General features: G+C 42.7%; 18 protein-coding genes and 1 pseudogene. 9 read left to right on the forward strand and 10 right to left on the reverse strand.

Annotation, left to right across the window (positions count from 1 at the left end; all coding sequences use genetic code 11):
• Positions 1-194: 194 nt before the first annotated feature.
• Entirely contained in the window at positions 195-2,282 is a 2,088-nt protein-coding gene (gene pnp, locus BK820_RS09040; protein ID WP_171063225.1) for a polyribonucleotide nucleotidyltransferase, read from the forward strand.
• Between the two features lie 446 nt (positions 2,283-2,728).
• Here the strand turns inward: pnp and BK820_RS09045 are convergent, their stop codons facing one another.
• From BK820_RS09045 to BK820_RS09075, 7 genes and pseudogenes are all read right to left on the reverse strand, one after another.
• Positions 2,729-2,992, reverse strand: a complete 264-nt coding sequence (locus tag BK820_RS09045) for an HP1242/YdcH family protein (RefSeq protein ID WP_008303905.1) — start codon at positions 2,990-2,992, stop codon at positions 2,729-2,731.
• Positions 2,993-3,074: 82 nt separating this feature from the next.
• The gene (locus tag BK820_RS09050; RefSeq protein WP_004813480.1) at positions 3,075-3,404 is read right to left on the reverse strand and encodes a chaperone modulator CbpM; all 330 of its coding nucleotides are present in this window, start codon (positions 3,402-3,404) and stop codon (positions 3,075-3,077) included.
• Between the two features lie 506 nt (positions 3,405-3,910).
• Positions 3,911-4,372 (reverse strand): annotated as a pseudogene (locus tag BK820_RS09055) (DUF2147 domain-containing protein).
• Positions 4,373-4,566: 194 nt separating this feature from the next.
• The gene (locus BK820_RS09060; protein ID WP_081409055.1) at positions 4,567-5,031 is read right to left on the reverse strand and encodes a DUF2147 domain-containing protein; all 465 of its coding nucleotides are present in this window, start codon (positions 5,029-5,031) and stop codon (positions 4,567-4,569) included.
• Between the two features lie 461 nt (positions 5,032-5,492).
• Entirely contained in the window at positions 5,493-6,368 is an 876-nt protein-coding gene (gene hslO, locus BK820_RS09065) for an Hsp33 family molecular chaperone HslO (protein ID WP_004813475.1), read from the reverse strand.
• 50 nt (positions 6,369-6,418) lie between these two features.
• Positions 6,419-8,272: a cation:proton antiporter domain-containing protein gene (locus tag BK820_RS09070; RefSeq protein WP_071320701.1), complete on the reverse strand. Its 1,854-nt coding sequence runs from the start codon at positions 8,270-8,272 to the stop codon at positions 6,419-6,421.
• 41 nt (positions 8,273-8,313) lie between these two features.
• On the reverse strand, positions 8,314-10,542 hold the full coding sequence (locus BK820_RS09075; RefSeq protein WP_502685971.1) for a primosomal protein N': 2,229 nt from the start codon (positions 10,540-10,542) through the stop codon (positions 8,314-8,316).
• 144 nt (positions 10,543-10,686) lie between these two features.
• Between BK820_RS09075 and gspF the strand changes: the two genes are divergently transcribed.
• From gspF to BK820_RS09090, 3 genes are all read left to right on the forward strand, one after another.
• Positions 10,687-11,892 carry a type II secretion system inner membrane protein GspF gene (gene gspF / locus BK820_RS09080; RefSeq protein WP_071320703.1) on the forward strand — a complete coding sequence of 402 codons (1,206 nt, stop codon included), beginning with the start codon at positions 10,687-10,689 and terminating at the stop codon, positions 11,890-11,892.
• Between the two features lie 88 nt (positions 11,893-11,980).
• Entirely contained in the window at positions 11,981-12,448 is a 468-nt protein-coding gene (gene gspG / locus BK820_RS09085) for a type II secretion system major pseudopilin GspG (protein ID WP_227499334.1), read from the forward strand.
• A gap of 284 nt (positions 12,449-12,732) precedes the next feature.
• Entirely contained in the window at positions 12,733-13,068 is a 336-nt protein-coding gene (locus BK820_RS09090) for a hypothetical protein (RefSeq protein ID WP_004890469.1), read from the forward strand.
• 202 nt (positions 13,069-13,270) lie between these two features.
• On the opposite strand, the gene lnt is transcribed toward BK820_RS09090, so the two are convergent.
• Together lnt and BK820_RS09100 are read right to left on the reverse strand one after the other, a co-directional pair.
• Positions 13,271-14,833 (reverse strand): apolipoprotein N-acyltransferase, encoded by a 1,563-nt coding sequence (gene lnt / locus BK820_RS09095; protein ID WP_071320704.1) that lies wholly within the window; start codon positions 14,831-14,833, stop codon positions 13,271-13,273.
• Positions 14,830-15,669, reverse strand: a complete 840-nt coding sequence (locus BK820_RS09100; RefSeq protein WP_071320705.1) for a CorC family transporter — start codon at positions 15,667-15,669, stop codon at positions 14,830-14,832. Before BK820_RS09100 ends, lnt begins: the two co-directional genes overlap by 4 nt.
• A gap of 201 nt (positions 15,670-15,870) precedes the next feature.
• On the opposite strand from BK820_RS09100, the gene tusA reads away from it, so the two are divergent.
• The 5 genes from tusA (at position 15,871) to BK820_RS09125 (ending at position 22,181) form a co-directional block, all read left to right on the forward strand.
• Positions 15,871-16,128, forward strand: a complete 258-nt coding sequence (tusA, locus tag BK820_RS09105; protein WP_004813458.1) for a sulfurtransferase TusA — start codon at positions 15,871-15,873, stop codon at positions 16,126-16,128.
• 249 nt (positions 16,129-16,377) lie between these two features.
• Positions 16,378-19,017 carry a type VI secretion system Vgr family protein gene (locus BK820_RS09110; RefSeq protein WP_071320706.1) on the forward strand — a complete coding sequence of 880 codons (2,640 nt, stop codon included), beginning with the start codon at positions 16,378-16,380 and terminating at the stop codon, positions 19,015-19,017.
• Complete coding sequence (locus BK820_RS09115; protein WP_004813455.1) at positions 19,018-19,932, forward strand: DUF4123 domain-containing protein; 915 nt, start codon at positions 19,018-19,020, stop codon at positions 19,930-19,932.
• A gap of 101 nt (positions 19,933-20,033) precedes the next feature.
• The gene (locus tag BK820_RS09120) at positions 20,034-20,462 is read left to right on the forward strand and encodes a hypothetical protein (RefSeq protein WP_004813452.1); all 429 of its coding nucleotides are present in this window, start codon (positions 20,034-20,036) and stop codon (positions 20,460-20,462) included.
• Between the two features lie 15 nt (positions 20,463-20,477).
• Complete coding sequence (locus tag BK820_RS09125; protein ID WP_071320707.1) at positions 20,478-22,181, forward strand: T6SS phospholipase effector Tle1-like catalytic domain-containing protein; 1,704 nt, start codon at positions 20,478-20,480, stop codon at positions 22,179-22,181.
• A 57-nt stretch (positions 22,182-22,238) separates the two neighbouring features.
• Here BK820_RS09125 and BK820_RS15855 read toward each other — a convergent pair whose 3' ends face one another.
• Positions 22,239-22,364: a 4Fe-4S dicluster domain-containing protein gene (locus BK820_RS15855; RefSeq protein ID WP_213030829.1), complete on the reverse strand. Its 126-nt coding sequence runs from the start codon at positions 22,362-22,364 to the stop codon at positions 22,239-22,241.
• Positions 22,365-22,368 lie beyond the last annotated feature (4 nt).

Raw genomic sequence — 22,368 nt, forward strand, 5'->3', positions numbered from 1 at the left:
CTTGGCTTTTTAGTCAGGCCTAGGAAGGGGCGAATGTTTCGCTCCTTCTTTGTGTTTAAAATTAGTGTTTCTTTCTGGTGAGGTCGGCTTCTAAGCTTTGTCATTTACTCGTTCAAAAGGACGTGAATGCCAAACCTTAGGGGTCTCCACTAGAATAATTGTTCACAAGAACTAGGAAAAAATAAAACATGTCGATGTTTAATATTGTTCGTAAAGAATTCCAGTTTGGTCAGCACCAGGTGGTTCTTGAAACTGGTCGTGTTGCACGCCAGGCCAATACTGTTGTGATTACTATGGGCGGCGTAACCGTACTGGTCGCTGTTGTTGCTCAACCGACTGCTAAAGCGGGTCAAGACTTCTTCCCGTTAACCGTAAACTACCAAGAAAAGCAATATGCTGCGGGCCGTATCCCAGGTGGTTATGGTAAGCGTGAAGGCCGTGCATCTGAAGCTGAAACTTTAATTTCACGTCTGATTGACCGTCCAATCCGTCCATTGTTCCCAGAAGGTTATTACAACGAAATCCAGGTGACTGCGACTGTAATCTCTTCTGACAAGACCATGGAAGCTGACATCGCTGCGATGTTAGGTACTTCTGCTGCACTTGCGATTGCGGGTACACCATTCCGTGGTCCAATCGGTGGCGCACGTGTTGGTTTGATCAACGGTGAATATGTTCTTAACCCGAACTATGAGCAAATGGCTCAGTCTGACCTTGACCTGGTGGTTGCAGGTACAGAATCTGCGGTATTGATGGTTGAATCTGAAGCGAAAGAACTTTCAGAAGACCAGATGCTGGGCGCTGTATTGTTCGGTCATGACGAAATGCAAATCGCGATTCAAGCAATTAAAGAATTTGCTGCTGCAGCTGGCGCGAAAGAATCAACTTGGGTTGCTCCAACTAAAAACGAAGATCTTCAGGCAAAACTGAAAGAAGCGTTTGAAGCGAAAATCTCTGAAGCATATACCATTGCAGTTAAGCAAGACCGTTATGCGGCACTTGATGCAATTCAAGCAGAAGCAGTTGCTCAATTCGTTCCTGAAAATGACGAAACCGGTATTGCAGATGACTTGAACGAATTGTTTGAAGATCTGAAATACCGCACAGTACGTGACAACATCCTATCTGGTAAGCCACGTATCGACGGTCGTGACACGAAAACAGTTCGTGCACTTGACGTACAAGTTGGCGTGTTAGACCGTGCACATGGTTCAGCATTGTTTACACGTGGTGAAACTCAGGCGTTGGTAACAACAACTTTAGGTAACACACGTGATGCCTTGATGGTTGATACATTGTCAGGTACTAAAACTGACAACTTCATGCTTCACTACAACTTCCCTGCATACTCTGTAGGTGAAACTGGTCGTGAATCCGGTCCTAAACGTCGTGAAATTGGTCATGGTCGTTTGGCACGTCGTGGTGTGCAAGCTGTTCTTCCAGCAGCTGACCGCTTCCCGTATGTAATCCGCATCGTATCTGATATCACTGAATCGAACGGTTCATCTTCAATGGCTTCTGTATGTGGTGCTTCTCTGTCACTTATGGATGCAGGTGTACCAATTAAAGCACCAGTGGCTGGTATCGCGATGGGTCTTGTGAAAGAAGGCGAACGTTTCGCAGTTCTTTCTGACATCCTGGGTGACGAAGATCACCTTGGTGATATGGACTTTAAAGTAGCTGGTTCTGCAAACGGTATTACTGCACTTCAGATGGATATCAAAATCGAAGGTATCACTGAAGAAATCATGGAAGTTGCTTTGAACCAGGCGTATGCAGGTCGTATGCACATCCTGAATGCAATGAACCAGGTGATTTCACGTGCTCGTCCAGAAATTTCTATGCACGCACCGACTTTCCAGGTAATTACCATTAATCCTGACAAAATCCGTGATGTCATTGGTAAAGGTGGTGCGACTATTCGTCAAATCACTGAAGAAACCAAAGCTGCGATTGATATTGAAGACAATGGTACAGTACGCGTATTTGGTGAAACTAAAGCTGCTGCACAAGCTGCGATTGCAAAAATCCAGGCGCTGACTGCTGAAGTTGAACCAGGTACGATCTATACAGGTAAAGTGATTCGTATCGTTGAATTCGGTGCGTTCGTTAATATCCTGCCAGGTACTGATGGTCTGCTACACATTTCTCAAATCTCTAACGAACGTATTGCCAACGTTGCAGACGTATTGAAAGAAGGTCAGGAAGTGAAAGTACAGGTTGCTGATGTTGACAACCGTGGCCGTATCAAATTGACAATGAAAGACATTGAACAAGCTTAATTGTGAGATGACTTTTAAAGTCTGAAAAAAGCCTGCTTTATGCAGGCTTTTTTACATTTGAAGTTTATGAGATTAAAAAATACCGGCTGATTTAAGTGAGAAAAATCCGTTAGATCCAGTCAATATTTGAATTACATCGCTTACGATGATGTTGCTGGAGGATTATGTCTTGATCATATTTTTAGATTTTATTTTGACCAGAGCGCTGGCAGCAAATTAAAGTTAATTGAATTTGCTGCCAGCAGAGATGTGATCTAAACAATACTGAATTGATTCTTTCGCTTATGAACAAAATATCATCCACTAAATTATTTAGACCACCTTAGGTTTTTGGCATTTTTATAGAGGCAGGAAGTAGGATGCCAATCATTCTCCTGCTTATGCTTAAAATCACTTTTGGATTCTTATAACATGAGCTGCCTGCTTTTAGTCTTAACTATTCTGAATCAGGTCAAAGGATCTGCCTCTGAATTCTTGAGTAATCTGTAAATCTCATCTTTTAGCTTTAATTTTTTTCGCTTGATTGCTTCGATATCTGTATTAACAAGATTTACCGGGTCTAATGCCAGCTGTGCAATCTGTCGATCCAATTCATCATGTTCCTCAAAAATACGGGCGAAATACGGATTTTCATCCCGAAGCTGGGTAATAAGGTCGCGATATTCGGGGAACATGTACTTTAATTTTTTATTGCAATCTCTGGTTTTCATAATCAGTTATAAACTCAAAAAAATAATGTAAGAATCCCCGAACCATCTCAGTTTCAGCCGAGATAGACCAGGGAGGGGGAGGTTATTTGAAGTGCAGATGCTTCACTTCACGACGTAGCTGTTGAACTTCATCAATCAGATCCAGCATCATGGCGACAGCACTAAAAGATGCATCAAAATCACGTTGTAAGCGGTATGCCCGTTGTGCTCGGGTAACATCTTCACCAATGAAATGATAGGAAGTGTTACGACTACGGTTAGGTAAAATGCCATGTTCCATCAGCTGTATTACCCATTCCGGGCTTTGCCCGCATGCTTCTGCAAAATGGCTGAGATCAAATTGATGGTCATCCATGATTTCTGAGGGGATAAAACCCTGAGAAAAATTTTCTTTATATTGAATGGTGGTCATGGCCTGCTCCTTAAATATCCAGACTAAAGTCATTGCTGTGAATCAGATCGGGGGCATATGGTAATAGATAGGATTGGAGATAATGCCTGAGATCAGATTTCCCATGATTCAATATATGCGTGGCAGTCGTGTAAAAACTGCTGGAGGTACAAAACCTGCTTAAATTTAAGTTAGGCAAGTGATGAGCTAAAAGTGGCTGATATCTGCCACGCCATAGCAACTGTTTTGCCGAACATTGGTCAAAAATAGTTTCAGATGCATCACCATATTGCTTATTCTTATTTTTGGACATCCCTGTGCCGTGACCCGCTTTTAATAAAGAGTCAGGTAATCGTTGGAGCATATAGGTATACGATCTGAACATAGTAAATGGATAAAAAATAACCGCGTTCGATCCATTATTCTGAGTTTTAGTGCACTACAACAGTGAAGATTTGTACCTTATTGTTTCAAATCATGACAATAAAAAAGCCTCCGAGTAGAGGCTTTTTAAAATACTAACTAAATTAGTGTTTTATCCAAGTTACGCTGCGTCCAATTACGGAAACGCCTACATAACCACGTAGAGTTCAGCGTTTACCATTAGCGTTCAAACGTGCTTTACCTTTATAGATCTTGCCCCCAATTGGATCCAAGACTTGACCATCAATGTATTCATTTGGCTTATTTGGATTTTGTTTAAAATTCCAAATAAAAGGTAAGCCAATGAACGGTTTACCTTTGAGCTTGCCAGGGCAGTTATGGCAAATAACTTGTTTTTCGGCACCTGGTAGACTCCGGGTTTCGACAATAATCCCTTCATAGGTGCCATCAGGTTTTTTGCGGATTTCGACATCTGCACGTGAATAGCCACTTTGGTCATCTACAGTCTTCCATATTCCAATCAATGGATCTACATTGGCTAAACTGCATACTGATACGGTTGCTAAAGAAATCCCCATACATAAAGCGCGTACTAATTGTTTCATATCCATCCTAGGAAATTATCGTGTTTTAAAAATAGATTTATTGCTCTAATTTATAAATAATAACTTTATAAATCAATTTATTATTTTGTGATGAAAGTTGTTTTAATATGGGTTAAATGAACGAAAAATCATGTTTTATCGAAAATGTTTGAAGCTTGTCCAAGTCGTATCGCATAACTTGGACAACGCAATTTTCAATTTTTGATCCAAGTCATATTACGCCCGACTGGAGCTCCTTCAGTTCGGCTATGAATTGCCAGATGTCGACCATTATTTTTCAGACGTGCACGTGCCTGATATAGTTTTCCCGAGATGGGGTCGAGCAGGGTGCCATTAATAAATTCATTGGTCTTTTCTGGATGACTGCTCAGACCCTTAAGCATGGTCAGTCCAACCAGAGGCTGATCCTTGAGAGAGCCGGTGCATTGAGTACAGTTTTGTTGTGGAACCGCCCCCGGAACCTCACGTACATTTACAATTTTGGCCATATAGCGATCTTTAGCATCCTTACTGATGATGACATCTGCCAGAGAATAACCGGTACGGTCATCAATGGTTTTCCATTGTCCAAGCAGTGGATCATTGTTGGCAGATACTGACAGGCTAATTGTGCTTGCTGCTGCAACAATCAAGGAACAGAACAGTTTAAATTTCATCATCACACATTCCCCAAGTATTAAAAATACTTCTAAAATCTTAAAGGCATAAAAATATTATGGGATTAATATAGCGTGAAAAATCTACTAATTACCAGTGAATAATCAAATATCTCCAAGAAAAATTAAAACCTAAATTGATGAAAAATCACATTAATCGAGAAATGTGGGACGTGATGAGTATTTGATGGATTAGCACATTAAAAAGGGAAAGAGGCTGAAAGCTGGTTAAATAATTAGCTCAGACAGCTTTGGAAGTCAGGGTTAATTAATAGGGGATTGAGTTTATATTCATTAAGAATAGAGTGGGGCCAAGTATTGGTATTTCCATATAGCCGTGTAGAGCTGAAGGATATGGTAAGTTTGAAATTAAAAATATTTATTCTTCATGGAAAAGAAAACTCTGGATTTATAAAAATAAAAGCACTCCTATTGAGTGCTTTTATTAACAAAGATACCTGTAATTAACTAAGGTGCTCACCGAACAGACCTAAAGCTTCTTCAGCAGTAAAGGTGTATTGGCTGTTACAGAACTGACAATCCATTTCAATTGGATTCTGGAATTCTAAAGTTTCACGAACGGATTCAACCCCGATCTGTTGCAAGGCAATGGCACAGCGTTCTTTAGAACAGGTACAACCGAATTTCAGCTGTTCTGCTTCAGGCAAACGAACTTGTTCTTCGTTATATAAACGATAGAGGATTTCATTGGTATCCAGGCTAACCAGTTCTTCTGCTTTCAAGGTTTCAGTCAACATGGTCACGCGTGGCCACAAATCTTCATCCACATAGCGTTGTTCTTCTTCACTATTACGTGGTAGAAGCTGGATCAGCAAGCCACCTGAACGCTTCTGGTCACTTGCCAGCACAATACGGGTTGGAATCTGCGCAGACAGATCATAATACTGCATCAGGCATCCCGCCAGATTATGTTTATCCAGTGGTACGATACCTTGGTAACGCTCACCCACTTCAGGCTCAATATTGATAAACAGTACAGGACTGATCAGGGCTTTTAGAACGGTACTGCTGTCTTCTGCCACCTGAAAACGAGGATCCTCTTCATAATCAGCCAACGCACGCACTTCACCACGATGGTTACATTCCGCCATAGCCCATTTAAACGTACCAGTAGCCTGAATTTGCAGACTGATGCGTCCCTTGATTTTTAACGTACTTGCCAATAGGGCAGTTGCACTGAGCATCTCGCCCAAAAGGATTTGTACGGCAGGAGCATAGTCGCGCTGCGCTAAAATTGTTTGTAAAGCTTCTTGAAGATGCACTACTTCACCACGAACAGGGCTATCCTCAATAAAAAAGCGTTGGCGTAAATCAGACATAAAATTCTCCATAACCCTGCTTTAATGGTGACACTATTGTAAAACACAAGTTATGACAGATCATCTGTTATGGTATCAATTCCTGTGCCGTTGACATTCTGTTGCTTCTGTATTGGATTTATTACACTTTTACGATGTTGATCCTGTTCGAACAGGTAGCTTAACTCCGCCATGCTGCTGTGCTGTTGAGCATGTAATGACTCAGGAGCAGATTCAGCCTGCTGTTCTGCTTTTAATACAGTTTCATCATACTGACGGAACTGTAGAATTGTCTGCTCAGCGAGTTCTACAGATTGATGGGTTGCTGCCAGTAATGACTGTGTCAGCGCTAAAGCAGAAAGATAAGTTTCACGGAAAACATTTTCCACACCCAGTTCATGCAGCAAATGTGCATGATGGCGATCACGCGCGCGTACCCACAATTTTAGATCCGGGTAATTCCAGCACAAATGACGTACGACCAGCAAAGAATCCTCAATATCATCAATCGCGACAATCACCTGATCTTTGGAAGCAATATCTGCCAGTTGTAGCGCCGTGGTTTCAGTTGCATCTGCCTGAAAGAAGGGAATAGCTTGATCTTTGAGTAGTTCGCTTGCTTCAACCGTATTGTCCATTACACTAAAGCTCAGACCTTGCTGATGAAGTACACGCGCTACGATTTGCCCAAAGCGACCAAAACCAATCAGTAAAATCGGTGTAGTGGCTAAAGGCTCTACCTGGGTATCAAAGTCTGCGACCAGATGATGTGAGCGATTTAATCGCGGTAAGATTTGTTGATCGAGCAACCAGTAGAGCACTGGTGTCATTAACATGGATAGCGCCAACATACATAGCAGTGGCGATAACAAGCTGATATCTAAGATGGTATGGGTAACTGCAATAGTGAGTAACACAAAAGCGAACTCACCGCCTTGGGCCAGGCTAACCGCGGTTAAGGTGCTGGTACGCCAGCTATTCTGATAATAACGGGCAATTGCCAGACTGAGCACAAATTTACTCAATATGATCAGCACGGCGCCACCAATAATCAGTCCAGGCATCTGCAAGACATCACTTAGCTGAATCGCTAGGCCAATACTGATAAAACACAAACCGATCAATATGCCATGAAAAGGCTGAATGGCATTTTCGACGTGTGGTCTGAAATCGGAATCTGCCAGCAGAATTCCGGCAAATAAGGCTCCTAAATATAGTGTTAGTCCCAGTGTCTGCATCAGTACCAACAAGCCGAGGATTACAAAAATTGCCACCAAAGCATGCAGGTCATGGCTGCTGCTTCTGGCAATCCAGCGATACAGGGGTTGCATCAAATAGCGGTTACACAGGAACAGTCCGGTAAAGGTTGCCATAATGGCAGCAAAGTAAGCAACGCCATGTTCAGTCGAACTTACTCCGGAAAATAGTGGAATAATGGCAATTAGTGGAATTAGCAGCAGGGCTTGAATTAATAAACTGATATAACTGAGCTGACCATGGGAAGTCGCGAGCTGCTCCTGTCGCATCAGATGTTGAATACTCAGTGTCATCGCAGACAGGCTGCCAGCCAGCCCAATGACGACACTGGTGATGAGACTTTGCTGTAAAAAAATGGCAGAACATAAGCTCAGAATGGCGCCTGACCCCAAGACCAGTGCAGCAGTTGAGATCCAGGCAGAATGAGGCATCTGGATGAAGCGTTGTGGCCGTAGTTGTAAACCTACCCAGAACAGCAGAGACAGGATACTGATTTGCATTAGCATCGAACGAAGTTGGGGATCAGTAACGAGATTCAGGGTTTCAGAACCGAGCACAAGGCCCGTCAATAAATAACCCAGCACTGCTGGCAGTTTCAAATAGCGGGTGATTGGTACAATCAGCAATGCTGCCACCAGAATTAATGTAATTTGCAACAGTATCGACATGTTCAACCTTAAATCTTATTTCCGTATTGCAGCTTGCAGGACTAGCTCAGTTCTTGTGGATCGACATCCAGGCTTAACTTCATTGAGGAAGGCTTGTCTTGCAGCATGGCTTGCCACCATGCCCTGACATAATAGTGCAAACGTGGACGGTCTGCAGACAGTAGTACCATATGTGATTGGTAACGGCCCGCCTTGCGTTCCATTGGTGCTGGAATAGGTCCCCAGATCTCCAGTTGTAGGTCCTGATACTGCCTTAAGAAGGCAGCATGTTTCTGTAAGAACTCTGTATTTAATGCCTGATCACGTGATTCGCAACGGATCATCACTGCATAGCGATAGGGTGGCATGCGGGCAATCTGACGCTGCTCTAAGGTCTGTTTGGCAAAAGCCCGGTAGTTATCTGTCACCAAGGTATTTAGCAAAGCATGGTCAGGACGTAAGGTCTGTAGATAGACATCACCTTTATGCTCGCCACGACCGGCACGACCAGCCACCTGTACAATCAGTTGGGCAGTACGTTCGGTGGCACGGAAGTCCACACTGAGCAGACCAGAATCAATATCTAAAATAGCGACCAGTGTGACATAGGGGAAATGGTGACCTTTGGCCAGCATTTGCGTACCGAGCAAAATCGCCGGTTCGCTTTTCTGAATCTTGTCATAGATTTTCTGCCAGCTACCGACCCGACTGGTAGAGTCACGATCTACCCGAATGACTTCATGATCGGGAAAGAGTTCATTCAATTGCTCTTCAACCTTGCCGGTTCCCATGCCGAGTGTTTTGAGTTCAGTATGATTGCAGCTTGGACAATGATCCGGCATACGGTGCAGGGTGCCACAATGGTGACAATGCAAATGTTGATATGGCTGACGGTGTACAGTGAAATTGGCATCACAGTTTGGACACTGTGCCTGCCAGCCACAGCTGTCACAAATCAAAACGGGTGCATAACCACGGCGGTTCAGGAACACCAGTACCTGTTCCTTTTTTTCCAGACGTTTGCGTATTTCCTGAATCAGATGCAGGCTGATGCCATGCTGTTTCTGTGCCACCTTTAAATCTAGAATATGAATCTTTGGCATTAAGGCTGTACCAGCACGCTGGTTGAGTTCCAGTACCTGCATTTTGCCATTGGCAACCAGTGCATAGGTATCGATACTGGGTGTGGCAGAGCCCAGAAGCACCGGACATTGCTGCAAATGCCCGCGATAAAGCGCAACATCTCGGGCATGATAACGGAAGCCTTCCTGCTGTTTAAAGGACAGATCATGTTCCTCATCCAGGATGATCAGTCCCAGATTAGGCATCGGGGTATAAATGGCAGAACGGGTACCCAACACAATCGAGGCTTTACCGGTTTCTGCAGCTTGCCAGGCTTGCAGACGTTTCGAGTCATTTAAACCAGAATGTAACAAGGCAATATGACAATGGAAACGTGACTGGAACCGGTTAATGGTTTGTGGCGTCAGGCCAATTTCCGGTACCAGCACTAAAACCTGTTTTCCCTGTTTCAGCACCTTTTCCATGATCTGCAAATAAACTTCAGTCTTGCCGCTGCCGGTCAGACCATCCAGTAAGAAAGCCTGATATTTATTTTTAAATTTCAGCACCTGCTGAATGGCATGCTGCTGTTCCGGATTGGCTGTAAGCGGCATTTGTGCCAGTTGAACAGGCTGCGGGCTGAAATCCTGTGCTTCCAGCACACATTCACAAATTCCTTTTTTCTCTAAAGCTTTTAGGGTAGCTGTTTCGATCCCTGCCAGGTTCAGTACAGTTTCAGTGGTACCGACTGGATGCAATTTTAAAATTTTATAGGCTTCCTGCTGACGCTCGGAACGGCGCACCTTGGCTTCTGCCTGGTCATCTAACAGTTTCCAGTTCCGGGCCAGCAGGTTATAGGGCTTACCTTGACGTAATAAAGTTGGCAAGGCACTTTGCACCACTTCACCAATCGGGAACTGGTAATACTGCGCTGACCAGTTCAGCAGATTCAGTACCTTGTCATCAATGAGTGCCCGGTCATCCAGTAATTCCGTAATCTCTTTAAGTTTAAAACTGGAATCTAGTGGAGTGTCTGGCGGCAGCTTTTCCATAATGACCCCAACCAGATTCTGCCGGCCAAAAGACACCGCCACGCGCGCACCAACCTTAGCCTGCTGATATTGTGCCGCACTTAAACTGTAATCAAAACAGTCAAACAGATGAACAGGAACAGCAACACGAACACGATAAACTGAAGGAGTTGAGGCTGGGTGATCTGAGATGGGCAAGTGAGGCATCCTGATGAATTTTCGTCGTGCTAAAAAGGCAGTTGTGTTAGAGTGAGCAGATATTTTATATCTAAGAATATGAATGATTTTGATGGTCTGACGCAACTGCGTTGGGGCAAATTTTTGGAAAATTAGAGCATTACAATGCCAGCATATCAATTTATCGCGCTTGATGCTTCGGGTAAGCAGCAAAAAGGCGTACTGGAAGGGGACTCTGCACGTCAGATCCGTCAGCAACTTCGGGACAAAGCCTTGATTCCGGTGTCTGTTGATCCAGTCGAGCAAAAGGACAAGCATTACCGGCCGCGCTGGTTTGAAAAAAGCCTTACAGCTTATGACCTGGCACTGATGACCCGGCAACTCTCCGTTCTGGTTGCCGCCGGTATTCCGCTGGAAGAAGCCATTCGCGCCGTCGGTAAACAAAGCGAAAAGGTGCATGTACAGAACCTGCTGATGTCGGTGCGTTCCAAGGTGCTGGAAGGGCATAGTCTGGCACAGGGCTTGCAGCAATCCGGCCGCTTTCCGGAACTGTATATTGCAACCATTGTTGCCGGTGAACGTTCCGGACATCTGGACCTGATTATGGATCAGCTGGCGGACTATACCGAAAACCGCTTTGCCATGCAGAAAAAAATTCAGGGTGCAATGATTTACCCGATCATTCTGCTGCTGATGTCCTTTGCCATTGTGATGGGACTGATGACCTATGTCGTTCCAGACATTGTCAAAACCTTTGACCAGAGCAAAGATGCTTTGCCATGGATCACGGTCGCGTTGATGAAAGCCAGTGACTTTATCCGGATGGCTTGGCCTTTCATGTTGGCTGGTAGTGCCGTTGCTATTTTCCTGCTGGTGCGTTTTCTACGCACCACCGCAGGACATTATGCTTTTGACCGCCTGACCTTGAAATTACCGCTATTTGGCAAATTATCACGTGGGATTAATGCGGCACGCTTTGCCAGTACCCTGTCCATTTTGACCCGTTCTGGGGTGCCGCTGGTCGATGCCTTAAAGATTGGTGCGGCGGTCAGCAATAACTGGGTCATTCGTGATGCGGTTAATCTGGCAGCGGAAAAGGTGACTGAAGGCGGCAACCTGGCGACCCAGCTGGAGCGTAGTGGTTATTTCCCACCGATGATGGTACAAATGATTCGAAGTGGTGAAGCTTCCGGTGAACTGGACCGGATGCTGGACCGGGCATCAACCATGCAGGACCGTGAAGTGACTACACTGATTTCGACGTTACTGGCTTTGCTGGAACCTCTTATGCTGGTGCTGATGGCAAGTATTGTGTTAGTAATCGTAATTGCGGTGATGCTGCCAATTGTGAATATGAATAATATGATTTAAATAAAGTGTGGGTAGAATTCCAATTATAAGCCCAAACAGATTTTCAAAATTAAGCAATGAGAGACATGGAGTGAAAAGGACTGAGATGATGAATGAACAGCCAGATTCTTTAAAAACAGGCTCAGGTATGACGCGTATCAAACATGCTTCGGGTTTTACCCTGATCGAAGTAATGGTCGTGATTGTGATCCTGGGCGTATTGGCTGCACTGATCGTACCTAACGTGATGGGCCGTGGTGAGAAGGCAAAAGTTGATACTACAGTGATCAAACTGCAAAGCGTGGCCGGGTCTCTGGACCAGTACAAGCTGGATAATGGTAAGTATCCAAGTATGCAGGAAGGTGGTTTAGATGCTTTAGTCAACAAACCTGCATCTGCAAAAAACTGGTTACCGGGTGGCTATGTCAAAGGCGGTTATCCGAAAGACAGTTGGGATAATGAATTGCAATATGTCATTCCTGGTACGGATGGACGTTCATTTGACCTTTATTCATTTGGTGCTGATGGCCAGTCTGGCGGTGAAGGCACAGATGCGGATATTTATTATCAGCCTTAATTGAGAATCATTATAAATTTCTTCTTTATGGAATATATCACTTCATTTAATTGGGTATCTCAATACTAAGTGAAGTGATAATAACTCTTAATACATAAATATAATCTAAATACATGAATTTAAAATTAATTTTATAATCCATTCTATTTGATAGTCATAATAAGAAGTATTCCCATGTTTATCGATTACAATTATCGTAAAATATGAATAAATATAGACTTTTCATTTCCATAAAAAAGCTCATAATGATTTCTATGGCACAAATTCGGCCAAAGGAGATGGGTATGAAAGCATTAATTATAAGAGATGAAATAAATCAGTTTCATTGGACAATGCTGAAATCTGTCTTTTTGGTTCTAAGCATTCTTCCGGTGAGCCAAGCAGTTTTGCATTTGTGGCAAAGCACGGAAGGTAGCAGCCAGATCATGGTAGGTTTCTTTGCACTGAGTCTGATGAGCAGCTTGTTAGCTTTGTGCTTCTGGTCGGCATTAAAAGCCAGCGTCATGGAGGTGAAACAGGAAGAAATTTCATCCTTTGAGCGTGGCGTGGTTCAGCTCTACCGTTTTCTGCCGATGCTATCATTGGCCAGTATGATGTCCTATCTTGCTGTACAGATTTAATTATCTTTCCAATAAAAAAAACCGGGGCATAAGCCTCGGTTTTTATTTTTAAAATATTGCATAAAACTTCCTCTCCCTCTGGGAGATGAAAAGCACTGCTTTGCAAGAGAAGAGGGTAAAAATTTACCTCTCCCTAACCCTCACTTGCGCTAATTTAAAAAGCAGTGCTTTAAAATTAGCTCAGGAGAGGGAACTTAAGAAATTATCTTCTCGACTTAAAGCTGACATCCACTTTACGTGGGCGGAAACGCCATCCAAGTAATAACAGCAGGGTTGAGAGAATCAGTACAGGCCAGTCACTCAGTTTCGTATACAGCGTTTCACCCTGCATTGCTGGCAACTCACCGCGTAATACCGCTTCTTGATCCATAGGCGCACGTTTCACGATATGACCATTATGATCAATAAAGGCGGTTACACCGGTATTGGTCGCACGGATAAACCAGCGACCATTTTCCTTGGCCCGCATTTGCACCATTTGCAGGTGTTGCTGCGGTCCAGCAGTTCCAGTAAACCAGGCATCATTAGATACCGTTACCAGAAAGTCGCTTTGACTGGCATTGCGACGGGTCAGATTCGGATAAGCGACTTCATAGCAAATCGCAGAGCCCAGATGCTGATTTTTGATATTTAGCGGTTGCTGATCATTTGCCCCACGAGAAAAACCGCTCATAGATGGATCATTTTGCAAAGCGGGAAGTACCCAGCTGAGCGCGCCGGAAAGTGGGATGTATTCACCAAATGGCACCAAGCGCTGTTTTTTATATAGCCCACTGGCTTCATCACCGATGGCCATGATGCTGTTGTAATACTTAGGTGTGCCTTCGGCTTGGGATTCTTTCAGATCCCAATAAGGAATACCAGTAACCCAGGAGCTTCCGGATTTCTCTGCCTGTGCTTTCATCGCATCTAGGAAATCAGGAATATCGGCCTGAAACATCGGAATCGAAGATTCTGGCCACACGATCAAATCACGACCCCATTCGGTCTTGGTCAGATTGGCATAGATCAGCAGGGTTTTAACCTGATATTCAGTCAACCATTTCAAATCTTGTGGAATATTACCCTGAATCAGAGACACGCTGAGTGGCTTAGTGCCTTCTTTCTGTTCCACAAAAGTCAGTTGCGAAGCTCCCCAGGCACCCAGCAAAAGCAGCAGGGATGGGATTGCCCAGAACACACGACGATTAAGAATCTCAACCAAAGCACAAGCCAGTATGATCACCACGAAGGATACGCCAAACACACCGAAGAGTGGCGCATAGCCATCCAGCAAACGTTCGGTAAAGGCATAGCCGGCAAATAGCCATGGGAAACCTGTAAAGACCCAAGTCTTCGCCCATTCAAACAGTACCCACAATGGCGCAAAGGTCAGAGGGGTTTCCGGAAAGAAGCGACGGTAGATAAAGGTCTGTACTGCGGTAAATAGACCCATGACCAAGGCCATGATCAGAATCATCACGACACTAAGGAATGAGCTGGTATCACCATATTCATGGATCGAGGTATACAACCAGAATGCACCAACAAACCATAAACCAATGCCATAAGCCCAGCCAATACCAAAAGCCTGTTTGGCACTGCGTTTACGCAGACAAGCATAAAGCAGCGCCGGAGACAGGATGGCCAACCACCAATAGTGGTACGGCGCCAGTGCAAAACTGAAGATGGCACCGGAAAATAAAGACAGCAGCAGTGGATAAATCAGTGGAAGTTGCTCAGAACTTTCAGACAGCTTCAACAACTTGTCGAAATGTGCCCTCATTGGCGCACAGCCCGAATCGAATGAATAGAACGGGCATCCGCTTCCAGAATGGTAAAGATCCAATTTCCAAGCTCAATCACCTGACCTTCTAAATCGCTCACCAAGCCGATTTCCTGCAATAACAGGCCACCCATGGTTTCTACTTCATCATCAGAAAAGTCGGCATCGAGCATATTGTTAAAATGCTCAATTGGAGTCAGTGCTTGCACAATCCAGGTATTGGCTGTGGTCGGATCATTGTCGGGAACAATATACAATGCTTCTTCATAAGCAATATCATGTTCATCTTCAATTTCACCAACAATCTCTTCCAGAATGTCTTCTAATGTCACCAGACCAGAAGTGGAGCCATATTCATCAATTACGACTGCAATATGGGTCTGGGTATTTTTCAACATACGCAAAACCTGATCTGAACGTGCACTTTCAGGTACGAACAGTGGCTGGCGCATTAAGGCACGGATATCCACCTTAGAAGTCGGTTCGGTCAGGAAAGGCAGCAAGTCTTTGGCAAGCAAAATACCCACCACATTATCAGGCTGATCTGATGAAAATACGGGAAAGCGTGAATGCGCTGATTCTACCAAAACATGCAGAATATCAAGAAGCTGGTCATCTTCCTGTAAGCTGATCATGGAAGTGCGTGGTGTCATCACTTCACGAATTTTGGTCGCTGGAAGGTCGAGTACGCCTTCTAGCATCGCTACAGTATCGGGTTCTAGAAATCGACGTGAATCTTGTACTAGTTTTAGCAGTTCGTCGCGAGTTTCGGGAGCGGTTCCCAGCCATTTGCGTAAGCCGCGCATACCCCACGACGGGCCTGATTCCTCGTGCATGATCTTTCCTAAAAACTCTTAATATCTAAAAAAATGTAATTTTATCATACCGCAGAAAATGCAGTTGTCTATTGCAATTATTTAAGGCGACCGTGACTGTCGCAGTCAACTACTTAAAACGAAAATGGCAATAAAGCCAGTCATGGGTATAGACACATGTTTATGTTAAAATAACCTGGTCTTTCCCTCCTGAGTCTGCCGATGTCTGAAGCTGAAATTACTCCTAGCCTGCAACTAAATACTCGCGGTTTACGCTGTCCAGAACCTGTGATGATGCTGCATCAGGCGATTCGTAAGTCCAAGTCAGGTGATGTGGTTGAGGTGTTTGCAACGGATAATTCGACTTCATGGGATATTCCAAAATTCTGTATGCACTTGGGGCATGAATTACTGTTACAGGAAGAACGCCTGGATGAAAATGGCAATAAAGAGTTTCATTATCTGGTAAAGAAAGGGTAATAACGTGTTGGGCAGATGAAGTGAATCATTTGCCCTGCTTCGATTAATCAACACTTTCCGGGCTTGAAGCCTATTTCACAATAACAACCTGATTCTAAAACGATAAATTTTAGAAAAGACCATCTCTTTAGCAAGCAAACATATTTTCTCTGGTCAGAGAACAATTGAAGCAAATCCATCAGACCAAACTCGCTAGGCTTAATCAATTAAATTTATTATAATGTCGAAAAAATAAGCATAAAAATAAAAATGATCAGAAATTCTATTGCTCAAATACTCGAACAATTGGGATTAAGCGCACAGAAACGCGCTTTACATATTCAGTTTTCCAATCAACAGCTTAATTCGGAAATCTTTCTGCAGCGTATTGATGGACAGCATGTGCTCAATCAAGGGCTGAAGATTGAACTTATTTGTTTATCTAGCAATGCCCTGATTCCTCTCAAAAGCTTCATAGGCACACAGGTTACGGTAGATCAGGTGACAGACCAGGGGCAGCTGTTTCGCAGTTCAGGCATTATTACCCGGGCAGTTCAGGGGCAAAGTGATGGCGCATTAACGCTTTATAAGCTTACTTTGGAAGATGCCACTTCACTTTGGCATAAACGCCGGAATAGCCGTGTGTTTATGGACAAAAGTGTCCGCGATATTACCAGAATATTATTTGAAGAATGGCAGAGTAAAAGCCTATTATTTGCGGCTGCACTCAAGCTGGATTTATCCGGTTTGCAGCAGATCTATGATGTGCGTCCTTTTAGTATGCAGTCGAATGAAACTGACTATGAATTTTTAACCCGTTTATGGCGCAGTGAAGGTATTAACTGGCTGATTGATGAATCTGAACTATTGCTCCTACATTCCTCTGCACCGATTACAGCACAGAAACTCAGATTGATTGATGATAATAGCCAATATCAGGCTCTAAGCCGCCGGGTAATCCGTTTCCACCGTTCTAGTGCTACCGAACAGACAGATAGCATGACCAGCTTTATTGCAGAGCGAAAATTACAGCCGACTGCTGTACATATCCAGCGCTGGCATGCTGATCGTTTGAGTCAGGAAGAAGGTGCAGGCTCAGTACAGAGCAGGCATCAGCATAGCCAAACTCAGGATAATACAAGTTTAGGGTTGGAACAGGCGTGGCATATTAGTCCGGCATGGGTCACTGACCTCAAGCATGAAGATCAGGCTACGTCAGCATCAAATGCGCAAATTGAGAAAGTTAACCAGAACCTGCAACATTTTTATGATGTGCAGGCCAAGCAGTTTTTAGCAACATCTACTGTACGTGATGCGCAAGTCGGTTACTGGTTCCGACTAGATCAGCATCCAGAAATTGACCAGCATCAGGCAGCCGATAAAGAATTTCTGATTCTTTCCAAGCAATTCTATAACCAGAATAATTTACCCAAAGACCTGAATGCACAGGTGAATGTTTTAATTCAGCAAAGCCAGTGGCAGCTGACAGAAGTTAAAGATACTGATGAGCGCCAGGCCAATCATTTAGTCTTGCAACGTCGCAATATTCCTTTGGTTCCTGAATATCAGCCTTTATTGCATCGACCACCAGCCTATCCGCAACGGGCAAAAGTAGTCGGACCAGAAAGTGAAGACATTTATGTGGATGAATGGGGACGTATCAAAATCCGGTTTTTATTCACCCGTCCGGACGATCATACCCATGATAATGGAGCCGGAACGAATGACAGTGATACTGACTCGGCCTGGGTAGATGTTCTCACGCCTTGGGCAGGGGAAGGTTATGGGGTGCGCTTCTTGCCACGTATTGGTGAAATTGTTGTGGTCGACTTTTTTAATGGCAATATTGACCGGCCTTTTGTGGTGGGCCGGATTCATGAAGGTCAGCGTTCACCAACAAAATTTGACAAGAAAGGACGCTTACCAGAGACCCAAAAACTTAGTGGTATTCGCTCTCAGGAAGTGCAAGGAGAAGGTTTTAACCAGTTACGTTTTGATGATACCACCGGACAGATCAGTGCACAGTTGCATAGCAGCCATGCTGCGAGTCAACTTAACCTGGGTGATTTGAGCCATCCGAAAGAACAGGCTGAAAGTGAGAGGCGTGGAGAGGGATTTGAGCTGAGAACAGACCAGTGGGGTGCAGTCCGTGCCGGTGAAGGTTTGTTGATCTCGACTCATAAACAGCGAGCTGCAGATGGTTCACATATGAATGCTGAACCAGCGAAAAGCCAGCTTCAATCAGCTCTACAGGTAAGCCAGGCGCTCAGTGATGTGGCTAAAAATCAGCAAACTGATCCATTAGAAATTTTTGAGAATTTAAAAAGCCTCATTGAGCAGATTGAACAACAGGATCAGAAAAAAGCTGCTGCCTTTAAACAGGCAATCATGATCCTAACGGCACCACAATCGATTGCGCTGAGCACCCAGCAGGACATTCATTTATCTGCTGATGGTCAAATCAGCTACATTGCAGGAGAGAGTATTAACCTGAGTACACAACAATCTTTGATTGCCCATGCCAGCCAGAAACTAAGCCTGTTCGCAGTGCAAGACGGAGCACGTTTATATGCAGGTAAAGGCAAAGTCGAGATTCAGGCACAAGGAGATGGAATAGATGTTATTGCGCGTAAAGGTATCAAAATTATCTCTACTGAAGATCAGATCGAAATGACCGCTGCCAAGAAAATTGTATTAACCGCGGGCGGGTCACAGATTGAAATCAGTAGTGCGGGAATTTTGTCAACAACGGGTGGCAAGTTTGAGGTAAAGGCGGGGCAGCATCAGTTTGTACCTGGCATGAAAGTAAATATGAACTTACCATTCTTCCCACAAAGTGTGTGTTGGGAATGTCTGGCACGAAGAGCAAGTCAACGTGGGGCATTTGTCAATAAAGGGGATGGTTCATAAATGATAAATTTATTACACCCTGATTTACATTATTTTTTTGAAGAATATCCATCTGGGGAACATAAGACTTATTTTATTTATGCTTTGGCTGATGCAGCACAAGACAGTTGGTTTTTAAAAAAGAATTCACATTTACATTATCGCAATTTATTAACAGAAGCTGCTGGTGATAAAGCTGCAGAAATCTCACCTCATTTGGTTCAACTCGGACACAATCATAATATCGAGTGGCAATATATCTCCAAACGCATGGTTGGGACTCCTCGATTAACTTTAATAATAAGTCCTTTAGATTTTGATAGTTTATATTCACATTTGAGGCAATTTCTGAATGTCCAGTTTGAAAGTGGATTAGAGATGTATTTAGCATTTTGGGATCCAGCTATTCTTGGTACTTTAGTCGGTCAAATTTCAGACCAGACTCTTTATGTTAAGCAGCAAGTGTTATCAGACCAGCAGAAGAAAGTTTTATTAGAGCCTATTCATAGTTGGTGGTATTGGGATCGAAAAGACAAATTACATAAAATCATCGGCGGTAATGGTCATGAATCTCTGAAATTTTATGATTGGCAAAATCCGTTTACGTTTACGCCAGTACAAGAAGACATGATGGTAGAAGCAAGCTTTCCTGACCATTTGATTTATTATCTAAATCTGAATAATCCTTTCCTGGTTGAGGATTTTAAGGAATGGGAGCTTTACCCATATGTTGTGAAAAAAATAGCATTAGCACGTGAATATGGTTTGGAAGGTACTCGGGATATTTTAAATTTTATTTGTCTAACTTTAATATATAAAAATACTTTCGAGCAAGATGAGCTGCTTCAAAGTGTACTACTAAAAGTGCAAAATAAGATGATCACAATAGATCAGGCGATGGAAGATTTAGAGCGTTTAGTTGAAGAAAACGAATAAATCATAAAACATGAACTTTATGCTAACACAATTAATTAATCATCAAAGAAACGTGAAGTTAGGAATGTTCTTTAAGTAAATTAAAAATTATAGGGGATGTTATGAATATATTTAAAAAAATTGTGATGTTACCAGTAAGCTTGGCTTTAGGTTTGGTGGGATGTAGTTCAGGCTCAAGTAAAACTTATGTACTTACGACAACATCGTTCGGTTATGATCCAAGATATTCACCATATATTGTACAGCTAAATGGCGAGGAAGTTGGAGGAGGCTTTGGGGCAGCCACCAAACGATCTGCAGTTATTACAGGACCACAATATATTAAATGGGGGGAAGGAAATAGCCCAAAAAAACATGTAGCTGTAAATATTCCATATTTAACCAAGGAGGATTTAAAAGGTAAAAATTATTTAGCTGTACATCTTTATCCAGATGACAGTGTTGAAATTACACTTACAGATTCTGATAGTATGCCAAGAGCAACTAAAAAGGGTTTAGCTTGGGAAAAGAAACTAGATGACATGAAATAAGAATAAAGGTGTCCTATGTTATTAAGTACTTTAAAAAAAACTGTAAATAGTAATCAAGATGTAAGTAACCAACCGCCCCAAACAAAACAAGACTGCACTGATGTTGTGCATCTTTCTTTATACTTTGATGGAACTGGCAATAACTTTGAAAAGGACCAGAATAAAGAAAAACTCGCTAATCCAGCGAAGTTGTGGCATAACGCTCAATCCTACGCAATATTTGAGAGAAAAAAAAATCGATTGAGGATTCAAGTTAGTCATCCTATTTATGTTTCTGGGGTCGGAACCCCATTTAATGGTGAGCTCAATAAAGTCGAAAAAAGAATAGCCACAGGGCAAGATCATGAGCTTACTGGTGGGGTAACAGGGATTGGTGGTAGAAGACGGTTAAAATATGGTGAAAATCAAATCAGTAAAAGCTTAGAGGACACCTTAAAACAAAAAATTGCTCAAGCAGAAGCAAAGCTAAAACCTCAAGTTGAAGCACGAAAAAATGAGGCCATAGTTAAAATGGAGACGAAGCTAAATGAGCATCGTCTAATTAAAAAAATTAATTTATCTATTTTCGGTTTCTCACGTGGGGCTGCGCTGGCACGGGTATTTTCTAATGAAATGATTTGGAAAACTGAAACTGAGGATTTAAGCCTAAAGTATCAAATATCAGATCAAGTAGAACCTGTACCGATGGAAATTCAGTTTTTAGGCATATTTGATACTGTTGCATCTTTTGGTTTACCGGCGACCAATATGTCAAATAAATTTAGTTTCAAAGGTCGAGACATGGTAGTCGATCCAAGAGTAAAAAATTGTGTGCATCAAGTTGCGGGGAATGAATTACGCTTTGCCTTTCCTGTAGATTCAATTTGTTTAGATGGTAAATTAGCTAACCCAAAAACATGGAAAGAAATAGTCTATCCTGGGATGCATTCCGATGTAGGTGGTGGCTATGAGCCGAATTCACAAACAATTAGTAATAATTTCGCACGTATACCTTTAAAACATATGCTAGATGAGGCAGTATCTTCTAATGTTAAAATGTTTGATTTTATCAATTTACAAAATAAACAATCGCAACTCTTTAAAGATGAATTTCATATAGAAGATAAAACCCAGCAACTTTTCGAAGCCGTTCAAAAAGCAGTAGGAGTCTCGACAGGTAACGTAAAAAAAGACATCATAAATTATATGAAACTTCATTATGGTGCCTATGGAACTTTACATCGTCAACGACAACAATATTTAGCAGCAGGTAAATCAAAAGAAGATCCAGCCTTTCTTTCAGTCAGCCAAATTGCTAGAAGAGAGGGCTTTTCATTGCCAACGGGCCCTGCAGATATGGCCACTGAAGTTGAAAGAGTTAAAGCAGCTAAAAATTTCACCACATTTGATCAATCTAATTTAACAGGTATAAAACACGTATTTAGAATTATTTATCCATTTGCTAAAGCTTATGAGTTTCTAGTCGATATAGATGATTGGGAATTACAGAGTTGGGAAAAAAATGTTTCACAAGAAGCAGTAGATTTTTATTCAAGCTATGTACACGATTCGAAATATGGTTTCATCTATAATGCAGAGCCATTTAGTTACTTTAGACAACGAACGGTATATGAATCAAAACGAAGTTGGAAAGGTAAAAGAGTCGATAAAAAATTAGGGCCTATCCACGAACAAATAGCTTATGAAAATAATGAATTTGAAAAAACTCAGAATAATTAGTTTTGAAAGTTAATAAAAAATCTGTATATGAGAATCCCTTATTCAATAAATTAAATATTAGATAGTTCGGCCATCAGCAAGATCAAGTATAACGCACATAATATTCTGTGAAGGATGTTTAATGTCACAGGTCTTACAGCGTGCGCAGTTGGCTGTATCAATGATGAGGGCTTTGTTGCACAAACCT

It is taken from the genome of Acinetobacter sp. LCT-H3 (assembly GCF_001866125.1).
Classification (GTDB): domain Bacteria; phylum Pseudomonadota; class Gammaproteobacteria; order Pseudomonadales; family Moraxellaceae; genus Acinetobacter; species Acinetobacter schindleri.